The 18,239-nt window shown below is 63.8% G+C and carries 14 protein-coding genes and 3 tRNA genes; 4 read left to right on the top strand and 13 right to left on the bottom strand.

Annotation, left to right across the window (positions count from 1 at the left end):
• Positions 1 to 139: 139 nt before the first annotated feature.
• The 7 genes from VM94_RS02700 to VM94_RS02670 form a co-directional block, all read right to left on the bottom strand.
• A tRNA-Thr gene (locus VM94_RS02700) sits at positions 140 to 214 on the bottom strand.
• A gap of 43 nt (positions 215 to 257) precedes the next feature.
• Positions 258 to 331 (bottom strand) — tRNA-Gly (locus VM94_RS02695).
• 62 nt (positions 332 to 393) lie between these two features.
• Positions 394 to 478, bottom strand: a tRNA-Tyr gene (locus VM94_RS02690).
• A 232-nt stretch (positions 479 to 710) separates the two neighbouring features.
• Positions 711 to 2,357, bottom strand: coding sequence for a tetratricopeptide repeat-containing response regulator (locus tag VM94_RS02685; RefSeq protein ID WP_046682037.1), 1,647 nt, complete (start codon positions 2,355 to 2,357; stop codon positions 711 to 713).
• 133 nt (positions 2,358 to 2,490) lie between these two features.
• A complete protein-coding gene (locus tag VM94_RS02680; protein ID WP_046682036.1) occupies positions 2,491 to 4,086 on the bottom strand; it encodes a DUF3369 domain-containing protein in 1,596 nt (531 codons plus the stop codon).
• A gap of 63 nt (positions 4,087 to 4,149) precedes the next feature.
• Positions 4,150 to 5,241, bottom strand: coding sequence for a J domain-containing protein (locus tag VM94_RS02675; RefSeq protein ID WP_046682035.1), 1,092 nt, complete (start codon positions 5,239 to 5,241; stop codon positions 4,150 to 4,152).
• Positions 5,242 to 5,390: 149 nt separating this feature from the next.
• Complete coding sequence (locus VM94_RS02670; RefSeq protein WP_046682034.1) at positions 5,391 to 6,542, bottom strand: class I SAM-dependent methyltransferase; 1,152 nt, start codon at positions 6,540 to 6,542, stop codon at positions 5,391 to 5,393.
• A 74-nt stretch (positions 6,543 to 6,616) separates the two neighbouring features.
• Between VM94_RS02670 and VM94_RS02665 the strand changes: the two genes are divergently transcribed.
• From VM94_RS02665 to pepF, 4 genes are all read left to right on the top strand, one after another.
• Complete coding sequence (locus VM94_RS02665) at positions 6,617 to 7,405, top strand: SDR family oxidoreductase (protein ID WP_046682079.1); 789 nt, start codon at positions 6,617 to 6,619, stop codon at positions 7,403 to 7,405.
• A 53-nt stretch (positions 7,406 to 7,458) separates the two neighbouring features.
• Positions 7,459 to 7,857 carry a dihydroneopterin aldolase gene (locus VM94_RS02660; RefSeq protein WP_046682033.1) on the top strand — a complete coding sequence of 133 codons (399 nt, stop codon included), beginning with the start codon at positions 7,459 to 7,461 and terminating at the stop codon, positions 7,855 to 7,857.
• A 5-nt stretch (positions 7,858 to 7,862) separates the two neighbouring features.
• A complete protein-coding gene (gene ttcA, locus VM94_RS02655; RefSeq protein WP_046682032.1) occupies positions 7,863 to 8,825 on the top strand; it encodes a tRNA 2-thiocytidine(32) synthetase TtcA in 963 nt (320 codons plus the stop codon).
• A gap of 178 nt (positions 8,826 to 9,003) precedes the next feature.
• Entirely contained in the window at positions 9,004 to 10,872 is a 1,869-nt protein-coding gene (pepF, locus tag VM94_RS02650) for an oligoendopeptidase F (RefSeq protein WP_046682031.1), read from the top strand.
• Positions 10,873 to 10,967: 95 nt separating this feature from the next.
• Here the strand turns inward: pepF and kefC are convergent, their stop codons facing one another.
• The 6 genes from kefC to VM94_RS02620 all read right to left on the bottom strand — a co-directional run bounded on the left by kefC (position 10,968) and on the right by VM94_RS02620 (position 18,162).
• Positions 10,968 to 12,782, bottom strand: a complete 1,815-nt coding sequence (kefC, locus tag VM94_RS02645) for a glutathione-regulated potassium-efflux system protein KefC (RefSeq protein WP_046682030.1) — start codon at positions 12,780 to 12,782, stop codon at positions 10,968 to 10,970.
• A 62-nt stretch (positions 12,783 to 12,844) separates the two neighbouring features.
• Entirely contained in the window at positions 12,845 to 13,420 is a 576-nt protein-coding gene (locus VM94_RS02640; RefSeq protein ID WP_082127516.1) for a dual specificity protein phosphatase family protein, read from the bottom strand.
• Positions 13,417 to 13,887: a hypothetical protein gene (locus VM94_RS02635; RefSeq protein WP_230540300.1), complete on the bottom strand. Its 471-nt coding sequence runs from the start codon at positions 13,885 to 13,887 to the stop codon at positions 13,417 to 13,419. The genes VM94_RS02640 and VM94_RS02635 overlap by 4 nt, the downstream gene beginning before the upstream one ends.
• 8 nt (positions 13,888 to 13,895) lie before the next feature.
• The gene (locus VM94_RS02630) at positions 13,896 to 15,023 is read right to left on the bottom strand and encodes an MGDG synthase family glycosyltransferase (RefSeq protein WP_046682029.1); all 1,128 of its coding nucleotides are present in this window, start codon (positions 15,021 to 15,023) and stop codon (positions 13,896 to 13,898) included.
• 111 nt (positions 15,024 to 15,134) lie between these two features.
• Positions 15,135 to 16,280 carry an ankyrin repeat domain-containing protein gene (locus VM94_RS02625; RefSeq protein WP_046682028.1) on the bottom strand — a complete coding sequence of 382 codons (1,146 nt, stop codon included), beginning with the start codon at positions 16,278 to 16,280 and terminating at the stop codon, positions 15,135 to 15,137.
• Positions 16,281 to 16,341: 61 nt separating this feature from the next.
• Entirely contained in the window at positions 16,342 to 18,162 is a 1,821-nt protein-coding gene (locus tag VM94_RS02620; protein ID WP_046682027.1) for a M14 family metallopeptidase, read from the bottom strand.
• Positions 18,163 to 18,239: the final 77 nt, after the last annotated feature.

The raw sequence follows: 18,239 nt of genomic DNA, 5'->3' as shown, positions 1-18,239 counted from the left end.
GGTGCCGACGTTGACGTGCGGCTTGGTCCGTTCGAATTTACCTTTTGCCATTTTGAACTCCTAATGATTTGATTAGATTGCTCAGGCACACGCCCGACGGTCTGGTTTGAATTGCTTCTGTGCTGCCTGCTGCGAATTCTGGTGCCCTTGACGTGGATCGAACACGTGGCCTCTCCCTTACCAAGGGAGTGCTCTACCACTGAGCTACAAGGGCTGTAATTTGTTGCATGCGATGCATCAAGCATCTGAACGGAAACTGGAGCGGGTGAAGGGAATCGAACCCTCGTCGTAAGCTTGGAAGGCTTCTGCTCTACCATTGAGCTACACCCGCGAGGTATCGTTCACTTTTCTTCACTTGCTTTTTGCTACTACCCAGTTTTCCTTGCAAAAACTTGGTGGAGGGGGCTGGATTCGAACCAGCGTACTCATAGAGAACAGATTTACAGTCTGTCGCCTTTAACCACTCGGCCACCCCTCCGCGGGAACCGCAGAGTATGAAGCATCTACTCACAACTGTCAACCTTATTTACTGATGCCTGACTGCTGCATTTGCGTATAAAGAAGAAGTTGGCTGCTTCGGGGCGTGATTATAAGCTCCCGATTTGAGAATGTGCAAGGGTTGGCGCGAAAAAGTCGACTTTTTTCGCATTTTTTTTATCCGGCCTACCTGCAAGCCGCATTTTTCCGTCATTCGCCCCGCATTTTCCTGTTTACCTGGCGTCAGGCGGATGCATCCAGGAGTTGCCCAGGGGCTTATATTTGCGCAACAACTGCTGATGCAGGCCCGACAGCACGGGCAATTTGGGGTTGCGCGGGTCCAAACGGCGTACGCCGGCGATAAATGTCAACGCCTGCTGCCCCATGCGCTCATCCCAGCCCTCGTGCTCCAGGCATTTCAGCACGGCCACGGCCGCATTGAAGACTACTTGCGGATTATCGGGCAGGCGCGTGACGGCCTCGCCCATCAGGTCGACGGCGCCGCGGAAATCGCCCTCTCCCGCCCGGGCCGCGCCGGCCGCCACCATATCGGCCACTTCCTGGCGGCTTTGCCGCGCCAGCGCCTTGGCCAGCTCCTCGCGCCCCGCCTGTTCGAACACGGCCATGGCGCGCGTCATGGCGGCACTGTCGGGTGCGTTGCGCATGACTTCGCGCATCACCTCGGCCGCGCCATCCTCGCGTCCATGCGCCAGACAGTGGCGCGCCAGTTCCGTTTTCAGCATGTTCGAGCCGCCCACGCTGTGGCGGTTGGCGGCCAGCGCCGCGTCCAGCGATTGCTGCAGGCGCTCTTCGTTGCCCGTATGCGCATGCAGCATGGCGCTGCACAGGGCGCTGCACAGTTCCGCATTCTTTTGCCCGCCCATCGACTTGTCGAGGTCGCGGATCACGGCGCCCGCCTGCAATGGGTCGCCCTTGCGGACCAGGGTCTGCACGAGGCGCACATGGTCTTCCGGATCGCGGAATTCCGAATACTTGGCCTTGCTGACGACCAGTTTCAGGGATTTTTCCGCCATGTCGATATCGTCGGCCGCCAGCGCCGCCTCGCCCAGGCGGCGCAAGCGGCGCACGGCGTGCGGCGACAGGGCCACCGCTTCGCTCAGGGCTGCCTGCGCCAGTTCCGGCTTGCCTTGCGCCAAGTGCGTGCGCGCCAGCCAGTCATAGGCGTCGAGAAAACGCTTGTTGTTTTCCAGCAGCCCTTCCAACATGCCCTGCGCCGCTTCGTATTCGCCCAGCAGGAACTGCGTCTTGGCCTGCCCCAGGCGCGCCCAGCCGATGGACTTGCTCTCGTACAGGGCCGCGTAGATCGGCTCGGCGTCGGCCGCCTCGCCCAGCAGCAAATGCAGTTCCGCGCGCAGGCGCAGGAAATCCGTGGCGTAGCGGGGATACAGGCTGGCGCCCTCGGCGCAGGCAGCAATCGCCGCGCGCTCATTGCCCACGTCGATCAGTTCATACACGGGCACGAAGGCGTTGCGCTTGTCCAGCGCGCGGCCGATGCGCTCGAGCATGTTGTCAGCGGTGAATGGCTTGAGGATGTAATCGGTGGGCAACAGCTCGACGGCGCTGACCACCTTGGCGAAGCTGCCTTCGCCCGTGACCATGAAGAACATGGTCGATGCGTGCATCAACTTGTGGTGGCGCAAGTCTTCCAGCATCTGCTGGCCATCCTGCCCGCCGTCGAGGTCGTATTCGCACAGGATCAGATCATACGATTTGCTGCCCAGCATGCGGATCGCCTGACCCGAGCTGGCCGCGTCGTCGATCTTCGCCAGGCCGCACAGGTTGAGCATATTGTGCAGGCTGGCGCGCATGCCCGGATGCGGTTCGATGATCAGTGCGCTGAGGCCCTTGAGTTCTTTCATGTCGTGATGTCCGAAAACTCCGCGGCGCGCCACACTGGTGCGTGGCGCCGGCCAGCATGAGGCTGCCGAGTATATGACGGCGCCGCGCGCAAGGGAATGGCGGCGTGCCGAAAAGCGCCAACGAAGTTGCAACTCAAGCGGTGGCGCGCTCCGGATGCCACAGTTGCGGTTCGTTGTCGATCAGGTCCAGCAGCGCCGTCACCACTTCCGGATCGAACTGGCTGCCGCTGCGCTGCTCGATGTATTCGCGCACCTGCGGATATGGCCACGGCTCCTTGTAGGGCCGCTCATGCAGCAAGGCATCGAAGACGTCGACCACGGCAACGATGCGCGCGGCCACGGGAATGTCACGCCCCTTCAGGCCATTCGGGTAGCCGGCGCCATCGAAGTGTTCGTGGTGGCCGCCGGCGATCTGCGCGCCATACGTCAGGTAGCTGACGCCGTCGACCATGTTGGCGGCCCGCTCGAGGATGGTACGCCCGACGCTGGCATGCAGCTGCATCTGCGTGCGCTCCTCGTCCGTATGCTTGCCTGGTTTTAATAGCACGGCGTCCGGCGTGGCCACCTTGCCCACGTCGTGCAGGATGCTGGCCAGGCCGATCATGTCGAGCAGCTGCGGGCTGAGCTCGTCGGCATACACGCCGCGCTGCTGCATGCGCTGGGCGATGGCGTCGGACAAGAGCTGCACGCGCCGCACGTGGCCACCCGTGTCGCTGTCGCGGAACTCGGCCAGGTCGGCCAGCGCCACGACGGTCGCTTCCTGCGCCTTGCGCAGCTGGCCGAACATGTACAGGTTGTCGAACGCGGCGGCGATGCGTTGGCAAAACACTTCCAGCAGATCGCGCTGGATCTGCGCCAGCGGCCACGGCGGCGTGACGGAGATGGCCAGTTCGCGGTTGCCTTCCGTGTGGATGAACAACACATTGGCGGGATGCTCGAACTGGCTGCGCTTTTCCGCGAACGCCTTGTCGATGGTGGGCGTGAGCGCGTGATCTGCCGGCATGGCTTCGGACTCGGCCAGCACGGCATACGTGCCCGTGGCCGCCACCACTTCGGGACGCCCGGCGCCGCCCTGCATCAGGCACAGCACGCCATCGGCGCCCACGTCGAGGATGGCGCTGACCTGGTTCAGCACGCCGGAAGCGAATTCGCGCAGCGAATGAATCTGGTACAGATTGGTGGCGCCGGCGAGGATCTTGCCCAGGCCGATGCGGCTGCGCTCGAGCATCATCAGGCTCTCGTAGGCGCGCAGGGCCGAAATGACGGTGGTAAACAGCTTTTGCGTCGTCAGTTCCGTCTTGGCCTTGTAATCGTTGATGTCGTATTCGATGATGACGCGCTGCTCGGGCGCCTGGCCCGGCTGGCCCGTGCGCAGCACGACGCGCACAATGGAGTTGTTCAGGTCGGCGCGGATGCGCTTGGCGAGGATCAGGCCCGCGTCATCCGTTTCCATCACCACGTCGAGCAGCACCAGCGCGATATCGGGCGTGTCGCGCAGGATCTCGTACCCTTCGCGGCCGCTGTAGGCGGAAAACAGTTCCAGTTCACGGCCCTTGAAACTGACATTGCGCAGCGCCAGCCGCGTGACGGCATGCACATCGACGTCGTCATCGACGATCAGCACACGCCACAGGCGCTGGTCGGGCGCGGCCAGCCCGGAGGGACTGGCCACCGGCTCATCTTCGTCGAGCAGCCAGTTATCATCTGCATCGGCTTTGAGGTCGGTCATGAATACTCCTAAGGGATAAGTTCGATGTGGACGCTGCGTTGACGCATATCAAGCATAATCAGATTAGATGCTGCTTACAACAGGATTCTGCGTACCGCCCTCTCCCGCCGCAGGCGCTGGCGCCGGTATCGACGCGCCGCTGCGCGGGGCGCCGCCGCAATTGTCCTGGCCGGGCCCGACGGCCTGGTAGCGCACTTCGTACTTGCCCGCGCTGAGCTGCTCCACCGTCAGCTTGTCATTGGCCAGGATGTACAGATAGCGCACATTCGAACGCCGCTCCTGGTCATACAGCTTGACGAAGACGGGGGCCGTGTTGCTGCTGTTGTCGATGGTCAAGCTCAGTTCATCACCCTTGTTACCGATCGGGAAGCCATCGACATAGCCGGACCGCGCCGGCCAAGGCTCGCCATTCGGCGCCACCAGCGCTGCCGATTCGGCCTGGCTGGCGCCATCGCAGACGGGCCGGCTGGCTTTCAGGCTCAGCTGCGCCACGGCCAGCACGCGGATCTCGGGCGCCTTCGCTTGCGCAGGCTCGGCCGCATACGGCTTGCCTACCGCCCAGCTATCGATGGCCACGGCCTCGTTTTTTGCCGGCGACGTGGCGGCGCTGTCCGCCGTTGCCGTGTCCGGGTGCGCCCTGGCGCCATCGCGGGCCAGCCCGCTCCAGGCCGATGCCAGCGCGGCAGGCACGGGCTGCGAGGTATCGAGCATCAGCAAGGCGCCCAGCCAGCCCAGCAGCAGGCAAACAAGCAGACTCAACCACCAGCGCCAGTTGCGCCAGACAGGTTGCAAGCCGCGCCGCGGCTTGCCCTTCGGCGGCGGCACATCCTGCGCCCAGGCGTGCTCATGCGGCTGGGCATGGCCTTTCGCGCGGCCATCGCGGGTCTTGCCTTCTTCGTGGTGGGTGCTTTCCAGCCATTCGATTTCCCACTCCTCGGCGGCGATCCACTCGTCGTGTTCCTTGCGGCGTTGTGGATCGGACAAGGTGCCGTAGGCACTGTTGAGAATCGCCATGATGCGGGCGGCCTTTTCGTCGCCGGGATTCTTGTCGGGATGGTATTTCTGGCTGAGGGCTTTGTACGCGGCACGTATGACTTCCTGCGGCGCCAGGCGCGCCACTTTCAGGTTGTCATAGTGTGTATGTATCTTTCCCATCGTTCTATCTTGAAATCGGTGCGCGGCGACGGGTTCTTGCAGGATGGAACCGTGCTGTGTCGGTCATCATATACGATATGACAAGATAATAACCACCGGCGGACAGGAAATTGCAGGGCGGAACTGCCCCGCCTTGATATTGCCGGCGCTTACAGGCGGTGACTGCGGTCACTCGACAACAGCGCTTCCGGCAACGCCACCTGGTGCCCCACCACCAGCACCTTGAACAATTCCCCCATCTCGGCCGGCGACACCAGCTTTTGTACGGCGCTGGCCTGCGGCAAGTACGTTTTGACCTGCTCGGGGTCGGTGCGCAGCAGCAAGTCGCCGATACCGGAGCCCAGCAGGAAGGACGCCTGGTTCATATAGGCAAGCACGTCAAGGCCCGCGTCCTGCGCCGCCACCGCCATGGCCGTAAAATCCACGTGGGCCGTGATGTCCTGCAAGCCGGGCAGATAAAACGGTTCCGCGTGGGCGTGATGGCGGTAGTGGCACATCAAGGTGCCCGTGGCGCGCAAGTCCAGGTAATACTCGTGCGCAGGAAAACCGTAATCGAACAGCACGGCCGCGCCACCCTTGCCATTCGTCAGCATCTGCGCCAGCGAGCGCATGAAGCCGCAGGCCACGCCGTGGATCTCGCTGACATAACCGACCGGCAAGTCATCGGCATCGGGCACCTGGGCGGCGATCTGCGCGGCCACATCGGCGCCGGCCAGGCGCTCGACAAACACGAACTGGCCGTCGGCAATGCTGACATCGAGTTCGCACCAGCCGGCCGGCGTCTTGCTGATCAGGTTGACGGGCATGGCGTCGAGCACTTCATTGCCGAACACGGCGCCTTCGAAACTGTCGGGGAAACCGTCGAGCCATACCACCTGCGGGAAGGCGGCCAGCGCCAGCTCCTGGCGCGCGCGCAATTCGCCGGACAATTCGACGATCGCATACTGTTCGATCGCGATGCCGGTCTGCGCCGCTTCCGTCAGGATATCGAAGGCCAGCTTGCCCGTGCCGGCGCCGAATTCGAGGATGCGCGGGGCCGTTTGCGCCATAATAGCGGCTGCCACATGGGCCAGGGTGGCGCCGAACAGGGGCGAAATCTCCGGCGCAGTTGTAAAATCGCCATCTTTTCCCAGCTTCGCGGCACCGCCGCTGTAATAGCCGAGGTCAGGCGCGTACAGCGCCAGCTCCATGAAGCGGACAAAGGGAATGGCGCCGTCATTGCGCGCGATTTCGGCGGCAATCTGGTGCTGCAAGGCATGGGACGCGGCCAGCGCGTCGCTATCGGGTGCGGGAAGAGACATTCCCGCATTGTAGCGAATCGGCGGCGCATGCCGCCAGTGTGGCGTCCACCGAATATCTCAACCATAGCAAAGACATGACAGAAGCAACGACAACGCCATTCGACAGCACTCCCCGCGTCGCCCTCGTCACGGGCGCGGCGCGCCGCATCGGCCGCGCCATCGCGCTGGGCCTGGCGCGCGACGGCTGGGATATCGCCGTCCATTACCGCGACTCGCGCGACGAAGCCCTCAGTCTGGTGGCGGAAATCACGGCGCTGGGCCGCCGCGCGCAAGCGTTCCCCTGCGACCTGGCGCAGGAAGTGGCCGTGCGCCAGCTGCTGCCGCAGGCACAGGCGGCGCTGGGGCCAGTAACTTGCGTGGTCAACAACGCATCGTTGTTTGCATACGACAATGCGGGCGATTTTTCCTTCACCGCGCTCGACGCCCACATGCACGCCAACCTGGCCGCCCCCATCCTGCTGGCGCAAGCGCTGTACCAGGCCACCCCAAGCGGCGGGCAAGCCGTGGTCATCAACTTGCTGGATCAAAAACTGTACAATCTCAATCCTGATTTTTTGTCGTACACCCTGTCCAAGGCGGCGCTGCTGTCGGCGACCACCATGCTGGCCCAGGCGCTGGCGCCGAAAGTGCGCGTGGTGGGCATTGCCCCTGGCATCACCATGGTCTCCGGCGAACAGACGGAAGCGAACTTTGCCAAGGCACATGAAAACACGCCGCTGGGACGCTCCAGCACGCCCGAGGATGTGGCCGACAGCGTCTGTTACGTGGCCGGCGCGCGCGCGCTGACGGGTACGACCCTGCTCGTCGATGGCGGCCAGCATTTGATCGGTTTGCCGCGCGACGTCATGTTTTTGACCAAATAATCAGCAGCCACACCAAACAACCAGCATTCCAGCATCCCCTAAAAGGTAAAACTATGTCGTCCGCCCTGTCCCACCCTCGCCTGGCCGATTGCCGCCGGCTGTTCCTGCGCAATTACGAAGTCCTCATCAACATCGGCGTCTACGACTTCGAGAAAAAGGGCGAACAGCGCGTCCTCATCAACGTCGACCTGTACATTCCCCTGGCCCTGTCGACGCCGAAGGATGATCAGCTGGAAGAGGTGGTCGACTACGACTTCATGCGCGAAACCATCGCCAAGCGCATGGCTCAAGGCCATGTGCAACTGCAGGAAAGTCTGGTCGACGACGTGCTCGCCGCCATGCTGGCGCACCCGCGCGTGCGCGCTGCGCGCGTGTCGAGCATGAAACCGGACGTGTATCCCGACTGCGAAGGCGTGGGCGTGGAAGTATTCAAGATCAAGGATGAAGCATGAGTAATATGAACGACACCGCAGTCATGGAAACGACGACCACGGCCGTGGAATTCCCGGCCAACGTGGAAGCGCAGAAACTGGCGCGCAAGAAGGCGGAAAAGATCGCCCTGGAAAACAACAAGCTGCACAAGCGCCTGTGCCGCCTGGTGGGACAAGCCATCGGCGACTTCAACATGATCGAAGACGGCGACAAGGTGATGGTCTGCCTGTCCGGCGGCAAGGATAGCTACGCGCTGCTGGACATTTTGATGACCTTGCGCGAACGCGCGCCGATTCACTTCGACATCGTCGCCGTCAACCTGGACCAGAAGCAGCCGAACTTCCCGCCGGAAATCCTGCCCGCCTACCTGACGGAACTGGGCGTGGCTTTCCACATCGAAAACCAGGATACCTACAGCATCGTCAAGCGTTTGATCCCGGAAGGCAAGACGACTTGTTCGCTGTGCTCGCGCCTGCGCCGCGGCATCCTGTACCGCGTGGCCGACGAGCTGGGCGCCAACAAGATCGCCCTGGGCCACCACCGCGACGACATCCTGGAAACGTTCTTCCTGAATATGTTCTTCGGCGGCAAGCTGAAAGGCATGCCGGCCAAGCTGCAATCGGACGACGGCAAGCACATCGTCATCCGCCCGATGGCCTACGTGAAGGAAGAGGACACGCAGCGCTACGCGGAAGTCAAGGGCTTCCCCATCATTCCATGCGACCTGTGCGGTTCGCAGGAAAACCTGCAGCGCAAGCAGATCAAGGGCCTGATGCGCGAATGGGACAAGAAATTCCCCGGCCGCGTGGAAAGCATCTTCTCGGCCCTGTCGAACGTGGCGCCGTCGCATTTGATGGACCCGAAACTGTTCGGCTTCAAGGATTTGAAAGCGGACGGCGTGGCCAGCCCCATGGGCGACATCGCTTTCGATGAAGAGCCGTGCTCGACGCCGACGACGTTCGGCACGATCCCGCTGCAAGCGCTGTAAGCCGCTGTTGTAAACTCCTGCCGTTTCGCCGCCACCGCCCAGGTGGCGGCATCCCCCTCTTTCCCCCTGCGTCCATTTGATGTACCGTAGTCAGCTCTGCCGGTACGCGATGTGTCACGCACGCATTCCTGCCCGGCGGTCAGCACGCATTCTTCCGACAACCTCACTGGAATGAACCATGACGCCATCCGCGCTCAAGCGCCCCCTGCTGTTCTCCCTGCTGGCCTTCAGCCTCGCCACCGCCTCTGCCGCCCCTGCTCCTTCCGACCGCCAAGCGGACCGCTGGGATTTGACGGCGCTGTATCAAAACGACGCCGCGTTCGACGCCGACGCGAAAAAGCTGTCGGCCCAGCTGCAGCAACTGGGCGCCTGCAAGGGGCAATTGGGCGCTCGCCTGAAAAGCTGCCTGGACCTGTACGCCGAGGCGCGCAAGCGCGTCAACACGCTCACCACCTATGCGGCGCAATATTACGACCAGGATACGGGCGACAGCAAGGGCAACCAGCTGAACCAGCGCGCCGCCCTGCTGGGCAACGACTTCAGCCAGGCGACGACCTTTTTGCAGCCGGAAATCCTCGCCCTGGGCAGCAAGCGCATCGACGCCATGCTGGCGAAAGACAAGGGCTTGCAGCTGTACCGCTTTCAATTGAGTAACATGCTGCGCAGCGCGCCGCATACGCTGGACGCGGCAGGCGAACAACTGGTGGCGCAATTCGGCCTGGCGACTGGCTCGGCCGCCAGCGTCTACCGCACCCTGGCCAATGCGGAAATCCCGTGGCCAACAGTCAAATTATCGGACGGCAAGGAAGTGCGCCTCGACCAGGCGGCCTATACCAAGTACCGCGACGACGACAATCGCGCGGACCGCAAGCTGGTGTTCGACGCCTTTTTCGGCAAGTGGAAGGAATATGAACGCACGTTCGGCGAAACCCTGTACGGCCAGTTGAAGACGGACGCCGCCTACGCGAAGGTGCGCCGCTACGCCGACTCGCAAAGCGCCGCGCTCGACGCCGACAATTTGCCGCCGGCCGTCTACCAGACCCTAATCGCGCAAACCAACGCCAACCTGCCCACCTTGCACCGCTACTTCAAGCTGCGCGCGCGCATGCTGGGCATCAAGGACCTGGCCTACTACGACATCTATGCGCCGCTGCTGAAAAGCGACCGCAGCTTCCCGCTGGCCGAAGGCAAGCAGATGATGCTCGACTCCGCCGCGCCGCTGGGCCCCGACTACGTCAAGTCGCTCACTGCCGCCGTGGACGCGCGCTGGATGGATGTGTATCCGCGCCCGCGCAAGGTGGCGGGCGCCTACATGAATGGCGACGCGTACGACGTGCATCCGTTCGTGCTGCTCAATTACACGGACAATTACGAAGCCGTCAGCACCCTGACGCACGAATGGGGCCACGCCATGCATTCGGTGCTGGCCAACAAGGCGCAGCCGTCGATCTATGCGCCCTACAGCATCTTCGTTGCGGAAATCGCTTCGACGACGAACGAGGCGCTGCTGCTCGACGCGCGCCTGAAGCAGGCAAAGGATGACGACGAGCGACTGCTGTACCTGGGCGCGGCGCTGGAAAACCTGCGCGGCACCTTCTTCCGCCAGGCCATGTTCGCCGAATTCGAGGCGGCCATCCACGGCAAGGTGGACAAGGGAGAATCGCTGACGGGCGAAGAGATCACGGCCATCTACGCGGGCATCCTCAAGCGCTACCACGGCGAAGCGCAGGGTGTCATGAGCATCGACCCCGCCTACGCGCTGGAATGGGCCTACGTGCCGCACTTCTATCACGGCTACTATGTGTTCCAGTACGCCACCTCGATCGCGGCGGCGCAGGATTTCGCGCAGCGCATCCTCGACAAGGAACCGGGCGCGCTGGCCGCCTACCTGAAGATGCTCGGTGCGGGCGGCTCGGCCTATCCGTACGAGCTGGTGAAGGCAGCCGGCGTCGACCTGGCCTCGCCGAAACCGTACCAGGCGCTGGTGGCCCGCATGAACGGCATCATGGACCAGATCGAGGCGATTGAGAGCCGCCGGGGCAAATAGAGCTGAGGCCAACCGTAGGTCGGCTTAGCGCAAAGCGCGTAAGCCGACACCACCAATAACGCCAACAAATGGTGTCGGATTACGCGGCTTCGCCGCTAATCCGACCTACCGTTTTCCACTTCCGCCGCCGCAAACGCCGCCGCATCGCTCTCGAACATGTCTTCCAGCTCCTCGCGCGCCTGGCGCGTGAGGGACATGACTTTTTGCTGGTCCTGGAAGTGCGGCGCCACTTCCAGCAAGGTCTTGAGGTTATGCCGGCCAAAGATGCCGGCCGCGCGCTGCGCCCGCTCCGCGCTGAAGCCCACCTGCTGCAAGGTCTGCTCGCCCAGCAGCAGGGCGGCGGCAAACGTCTCGCGCTCGATCAGGGTCACGCCCCGCTTCATCAATTCATAGTAATGCGTGACGTTGCGCGCGCGCGCCAGAATCGTCAGTTCGGGCAGGCGCAGGCGCACGGCGTCGACCAGCGCCAGGCTGTCGTCCACGTTGTCGATGGCGATCACCAGCGCCCTGGCTTTTTCGATACCGGCCGCCACCAGTAAATCCACGCGCGTGGCGTCGCCATAAAACACTTTGAAGCCGAATTTGCGCAGCAGGTCGATCTGGTCCGGATCGTGATCGAGCACCGTCACGCCGATCTTGTTGGCCGCCAGCAGGCGGCCGATGATCTGGCCGAAGCGCCCAAAGCCGGCGATGACGATGGGGTTGTCCTGCGCCTCGATATGGTCGTCGGGACGGCGCTTCTTTTCGCCTTGCAGGCGCGGCGCGACGAATTTATCATGCGCCAGCAGCAGCAAGGGCGTGGCCACCATCGACAGGGTCACCACCACGACCAGCAGTGCGGCCGTCTCCGGCGCAAACACGTGCGCGGCCTCGGCGGCGGCAAACACGACGAAGGCGAATTCGCCGCCCTGCGACAGCAGCAGCGCAAAAAACAGCTGCTGGCCGCGGGGAATGTCGACGAACTTCGACAGCAGGTACAGCAAGGCGATCTTGACCACCAGCAGGCCCGCCACCAGGGCCAGGATCAGCAAGGGCTGGGCGCGCAGCACGCCGAAATCGACGGACATGCCCACGGCAATGAAGAACAGGCCCAGGAGCAGCCCCTTGAACGGCTCCAGATCGCTGATCAGCTCATGCCGATATTCTGAATCGGCCAGCAGCACGCCGGCCATGAAGGTACCCAGCGCCATCGACAGGCCCACCGATTCCATCAGCACGCAAATGGCGATCACCAGCAGCAGGGCGAAAGCCGTGAAAATTTCGCGCAAGTCCGTCCGGGCGATGAAGCGCAGGATGGGGTTGACGAGGAAGCGCCCGCCGATCACCAGCGCCGCCAGCACGGCGGCCAGCTTGGCCACGCGCAGCCAGCCCGGTTCGCCGCTATGCGTGACGAGGCCGCCCAGCAGCGGCACCAGCGCGATCATGGGAATGGCGGCGATATCCTGGAACAGCAAAATCGAAAAGCCGGCGGAACCGGCCGGCGTGCTCATTAATTTACGTTCACCCAGGGTGGCCAGCACGATGGCCGTCGACGACAGCGACAGCCCCAGCGCGCCGACCAGCGCCGTGCGCCAGTCCACGCCGAAGGCCATGGCCACGGCGCACAGTCCCGCGCTGACGACGCCCACCTGCGCCCCGCCCCAGCCGAAGATCGGCCGGCGCAGCAGCCACAATCGCTTCGGTTCGAGCTCCAGGCCGATCAGGAACAGCAGCAGCACCACGCCGAATTCGGAAAAGCTGAGGATCACCTCGACATTCTTGATCAGGCCCAGGCCCCACGGTCCGATGACGACGCCGGCCACCAAGTAGCCCAGCACGGCGCCCATGCCCAGGCGCTTGGCCAGCGGCACCATGATGATGGCGGCGACCAGGTAAAACAGTATGTTGATGAGAAAGCTGTGGTGTTCCATGCGGATTCCGGAAAAACGTGATTGGAATCGCAATCATGCCTGAAGTGGCGCGCCAGCGGGGATCAGGGCTGCGGAGAGTCGATGCGCGCACGTATCTCGTCGACATTTACGCGTTTGAGGTAGCTTTCGATATTTTTCCACACGGCGTGATAGCCGTAACCGCCGTTTTTCAACTCGTCGATCGCCTTCTCGCGCGGCCAGCCCTGGTACAGCATGCGGTACATGGCGGCCATCATGCCCGTGCGGTCGGCGCCGTGCAGGCAATGCAGCAGCACGGGGCCCTGCTGCTCTGCCGCGCGGATGCTGCGCATGGTGTCGATCACGTGCTTGTCGCGGATGGCCCAGGTATTGATGGGGATGCGCACGGCGCGGATGCCGCTGCCCTCGAGTACCTGCGTATCGGAGTGGAAGGAGCGCAGGCTGATCACCGTCTTCACGCCCAGCGCCTGCAGCTGGGCCACGTCGCTGCTATCGAGCCTGGCGCTGCGGTACAGGACGGGCGTGACCTGGTGCAGATTCGACACCTGCGGCAGCGGCGTGGCCCACTCGGCATTGCGCTGCGGCGGCAGGGGCGCCTGCGCGCCGGCGGAACCGGCCGCCAGGGCCAGGGACAACAGCAGGAGATGCGGCAAAGTCATGACTTCCTCTTGTATGAAAACCACAGCAGTACGCCGGCCAGCAGCAGCGACACCCAGTAGTCGGTCGGCGCCCACCACAGCCAGTGCTTGTGCCAGGCGATGTGGGCCGGATTGAAGTGCGCCACGCCATAGGCGGGATTGAGCACAAACCACAGATAATCCTCGATGATCCAGAACAGCATGATGCAGCCGATGGCGCGGCACTCGAGGCGCAGCGACCATTGCGCCAGGAAGATCATGGGGAAGTGGAAGAACAGGGCGATGAAGGGAAAGACCCAGGCATGGTAGCCCGTCATCGGCCGCCCGCCCCAGAAGATATCGAGCAGCCAATGGCTTTCGATACGCCAGGTGGGCAGGTTGGCGGCCCAGCCGGCCGCGCCTTCGATCTGGATTTCCACCTGCGCGAAAAATAATCCCAGCAGCGCCACCCAGGCCAGGGTCAGGGCGATCTGCCAGGGTTTTGCCACGGCGCCCGTCAAGCCAGCACCTGCGCCAGTACCTCCAGAGCGGCGCGCGGACGCCCCAGGGCCAGCGCCTTTGCGCGCATGGCTTGCAACTGCTCGGGATGATCGAGCAACAGGCGCACGCGGTATTCCAGGGTGACGGCGTCGAATGCCTTCAAGGCCACGCCCTGCTCCAGCAGATAGTCGGCATTGCGCTCTTCCTGTCCGGGAATCGGCGAGTTGACGATCATGGGCAAGCCCAGCGCCAGGCATTCGGACGTGGTCAAGCCGCCCGGCTTGGTGATCACGAGGTCGGCGCACGCCATCAGGCGCTCGACTTCGCTGGTAAAGCCTTGCGCCAGCAGGCGGCCCGGATACTGGCCGGCCAGCGCCTGCAGCGCCGCCAGCGCGGCCGCGTTTTTCCCCGCCAGCACGATCAGCTGGAAGTCGCCCGGCAGCGCCAGCAGTCGCGCGGCCACGGTTTCAAGGCTGCCCAGGCCCGCCCCGCCGCCCATCAGCAAAATCGTCGTGCGCTGCGGGTCGAGACCGAACGCCTGCGCGCACTGCACGCGTTCGGGCAGCTGCGCAAACGCGGGCATGATGGGAATGCCCGTCACGTGGATGCGCTCGGCGGGAATGCCTTCGTGGCGCATGCGGAACGCCACTTCGTCGGTGGCGGCGAAATAACCTTCCATCTGCTCGTGCACCCACATGCGGTGCAAGTCGAAATCCGTGACTTGCACCCACACGGGGCAAGCCAGCTGGTGCTGGCGCAGCGCGCGCGACAGCAGTTCGGCCGGCAGAAAATGCGTGCAGATGATGGCGTCGGGCTGGAAGGCGGCGATCTGCGTCATCAGCGCGCGCGTGTTGAGACGCTCGACGGCGCGGCGCAAGCGCTGCATCGAGCTGTCGCGCGGCGCGTCGTGGGTGGCGTGGTACAGATAGCCCCACAGCGCGGGCGCCTTGTTGACCAGCTTGATATAAAAATCCGTGTACAGCTTGCGGAAGGCCGGCGTCACAAAATCCATCACGTCAAGATGCAGGGCCAGCGCCGCGGGACCGCCATCGCCATCGTGCGCCGCATGCGCTTCGATGGCTTGCGCCGCGCGCATGTGGCCGGCGCCGGCCGAGACGCTCAGGAGAAGAATTTTTTTTGTCATGGAAAACCGATGCGTGGAACGGGTTGGCGCGGACGCGGAAAATTTATTGGCAGGATAACATTGCCGCAAGCTTTACGGCTTGATCTGGCCGTGCGCGCGTGCAGGCCGGCGCTAGCCAGTCACGGGGATGGGCAAGGCCGACACTTTCCAGCTGCCTTTGAGCTTGCGCTCGATCAAGGCAGGCAAGGCGCTGGCGCCGGGCGCGCCTTTCTTCGTGTACGCCACCGGCACCAGCAAATAAATGGTGACCTTGTCATCGTCGGCAATGTCGTCTTCCTCCGGCTCGGGATTCCAGTGCTTGTCGATGGCCAGCAGCGCATCGACGCCGTCCGGCCACGCCAGGTCCGCCAGGTGCGGATCGTCGCGCCGCAGCAACTCGCCCGCCGCCAGGCTGGCCTGGTCGAGCGTGCGCCGTCCCAGGCGCGCCAGCAGCGCCACGGGAAAGCGCCACGGGCTGTGCTCGGCGAAGCCGTTGACGGTCAGCGGCCAGCGGGCCGGCAGGCAGATGGCCAGTTCCGTCATCGGCGATTGCCGGAACAGGCCGGTGCTAAACAACAGCTTGAAATCGCGCTTGCCGCCGATGCAGCTGATGCCCAGCGAAAAACGCGCATCGCCGCTGTCCGGGCTGAACACGGCCGGCAGCACCCAGCCGGCGCTGTTGTGCATGAAGGTGCGGATAGCTTCCTGCGGCGACGCGGCGGCCTGCTGCGGCACGTCGAGTATGCTGACCCCGCCGGCGGCAGAGAGCAATCGGGCGATCGCGGGAAAGCCCCAGCCGGTGGCGATATCGACCGGTGCCTGGTTCCAGCGCGTATGCAGGCGATTCGGATTGGCGCCCCGCTGCAGCAGCAATGCGACCACGTCCTCGTGGCCGCCAACACAGGCGCTGTCCAGCGGCGACAGTATATTGTCCGGCAAGCCATCGACGGCAGCGCCCTGCTCGAGCAGCCAGCGGCAGGTATCGAGGTGGCCATGGCTTGCCGCCGCATCCAGCGGCGTAAGGTTACGGTAACCGGGCAAGGGCAGGTCGACGTCCATGCCCAGCGACACGAGCAATGCGCAGACCTCGCGGCTGCCGCCGGCCGCGGCCAGATGCAGCAGCGATTCGCCGTCATCCATGTTGTAGCGGCGCAAGGTCAACAGCAGCGGCGTGGCCTCGAGCAGGCTGCGCACCTGCTCCACCTGATTCTCGCCGACGGCGCCGCAGAGGCGAAAAAACGCCTCGCGGTGCTGATTGTAGAGTGTCTTGTTGACCATGCATGTTCTCTGCTCGTGGTGGCGGCGCCATCATCGAGCGGAGAATAGCATTTTCTTCCGATTAATCTGCGCGATTTGACAACTTCGGTGTGCGCGCAGGCGGCGATGCCAGGCCGGCCGGCGCGGCATCCGTGCGCAGCACTGGATACAGGTTCAGGCGCTCATCCCAGGAAGCGTGGCGGCGGGCGAAGAATTCCAGGCGCGCGGCCGGGCTTTTGGCAAACGCGGGATCGCTGGCCAGCTTTGCGTGGAACTGCGCCGCCAGCGCCGGATCGGCCGCCAGCTGCGCGCGCGCCACGTCTTCGGCCACGTATTCTTCCATGTATTCCTTGCGCTCGAAGGCCGTATTGAAACTGCCCCAGGCCAGCAGCGAATCGGGCGCGCGCGGCTCGAGCAGGGCCACGACCAGGCGCGCCTTGGCCTGGTTGACGGGCACGTACAGCGCGCCCGCACCGACCACCCGCTCCTCTTTCTGCCACTCGCCCTGCACGGCCGCCGTCTGGCGTCCCTCGAACGACTGCGCCCCGAATTTGACGGCCGTTGCGCGGAAGGTTTCGACCGGCAGCTTGCCCGGCGCGGTAGCTAATACCTGGTAGGACACGCCATGCTGGCGCAGCTTGGCCGCCACCATCTGCGCCTGCGCGGCGGGCACCAGGTAGCCGGCCTTGGGCGCGGCCTGCTGCAGGTCGGGCACGATCTCGTCGCGCAGGGGCACGTTCCAGATCTGCGGCGTGGTTTCGTCGTAGCGCGTCATCAGCGCGCCCGACACTTCGGATGGCGTGCGCGTGTAGGCGTAGCCGCGAAACGCGATCATGCGGCTCTTGTCCGTCGTTTTATACGTGAGCGGCAAGGTGGTGCCGGCCAGCTGCGCGGCGCGCGCGTCCGCCTCGAGCGCAGTTTGCCGCCACTGCGCGCCATGCTGCGCCACTTGCGACAGCAGCGAGACGATGGTGTTGCGCGTGATGCGCACGCGGGTCGGATAGTCTTTCCAGGAATGGGTTTCCACCAGCATGCCGAAGCGGTTGCGCAGCTGGAAATAGCCATGCGAGAAGCGCGGATTCGGCGCCGAATCGACAAAGCCCGATTGCGGATTGTCGTTCTCGGCAAACGAAATATAGAACGGTTTCGGGTCCGAACCCTGCTTGGCCAGGTCGGCCAGGACATTATCGCGCAAGGCCGCTCCGGCCACGCGCAGGGCCGCATCGCCCGCATGCACGGGTTCGACCTGGATCGAGATATCGGGTTCGAACTGGGCGCCATCGGTGACGTGCAGGTCGACATAAGCCAGCGGATCCCAGGCGTTCACCAGCGCCAGCATGTGCTGCATCTCGGGCGTATCGGCCTTCATGTATTCGCGGTTCAGGTTGTAATTTTGCGCCGTGCTGCGCCAGCCCATTTCCACGGGACCGCGCTGGTTCGGGCGGTTCCACTGGCCAAAGCGCTCGTGACCGTCAACGTTAAACACGGGCACGAAGAGCAGCACCTGTTTATCGAGCGCGCCGGGCGCCGCCTTGCCTTCCAGGACTTCGCGCAGCGCCAGGAAGCCCGCATCCTTGCCATCGATTTCACCCGCATGGATGCCGCCTTGCACCAGCAGCACGGGCAGCTTGCGGCGCGCCGCTTCGGCCGGCGTCAGTGCGCCCGTATTGCTGACGGCCAGCGCCAGCATGGGACGGTTTTCCGGCGTGCGGCCAAATTCCACGCAGCGCACCTGCTGCGGATAGCGCGCCTGGAACTGGCGGCACAAGGCTTCCACTTCCGCGTAGCGGCCCGTGGTCAAAAAACCCGAGCGCTCGGCCACCGTCGTCAGGGTGGGAGCGGCATGTAGAGGGGCAGAAAACAGGGACAACAAGGCGGCGGACAGCAGGGCGTGGCGTAGCATGGGTCAAACTCCATCGAGAGAGAACAAGCGGGCAATTATAGGGGTGGTGGCGCGTGTAAAACTGCGCCGGAAAATAA

This window comes from Janthinobacterium sp. KBS0711 (assembly GCF_000988085.1).
GTDB lineage: Bacteria > Pseudomonadota > Gammaproteobacteria > Burkholderiales > Burkholderiaceae_D > Janthinobacterium > Janthinobacterium lividum_E.
This window is presented reverse-complemented; position numbering and strand designations above follow the sequence as displayed.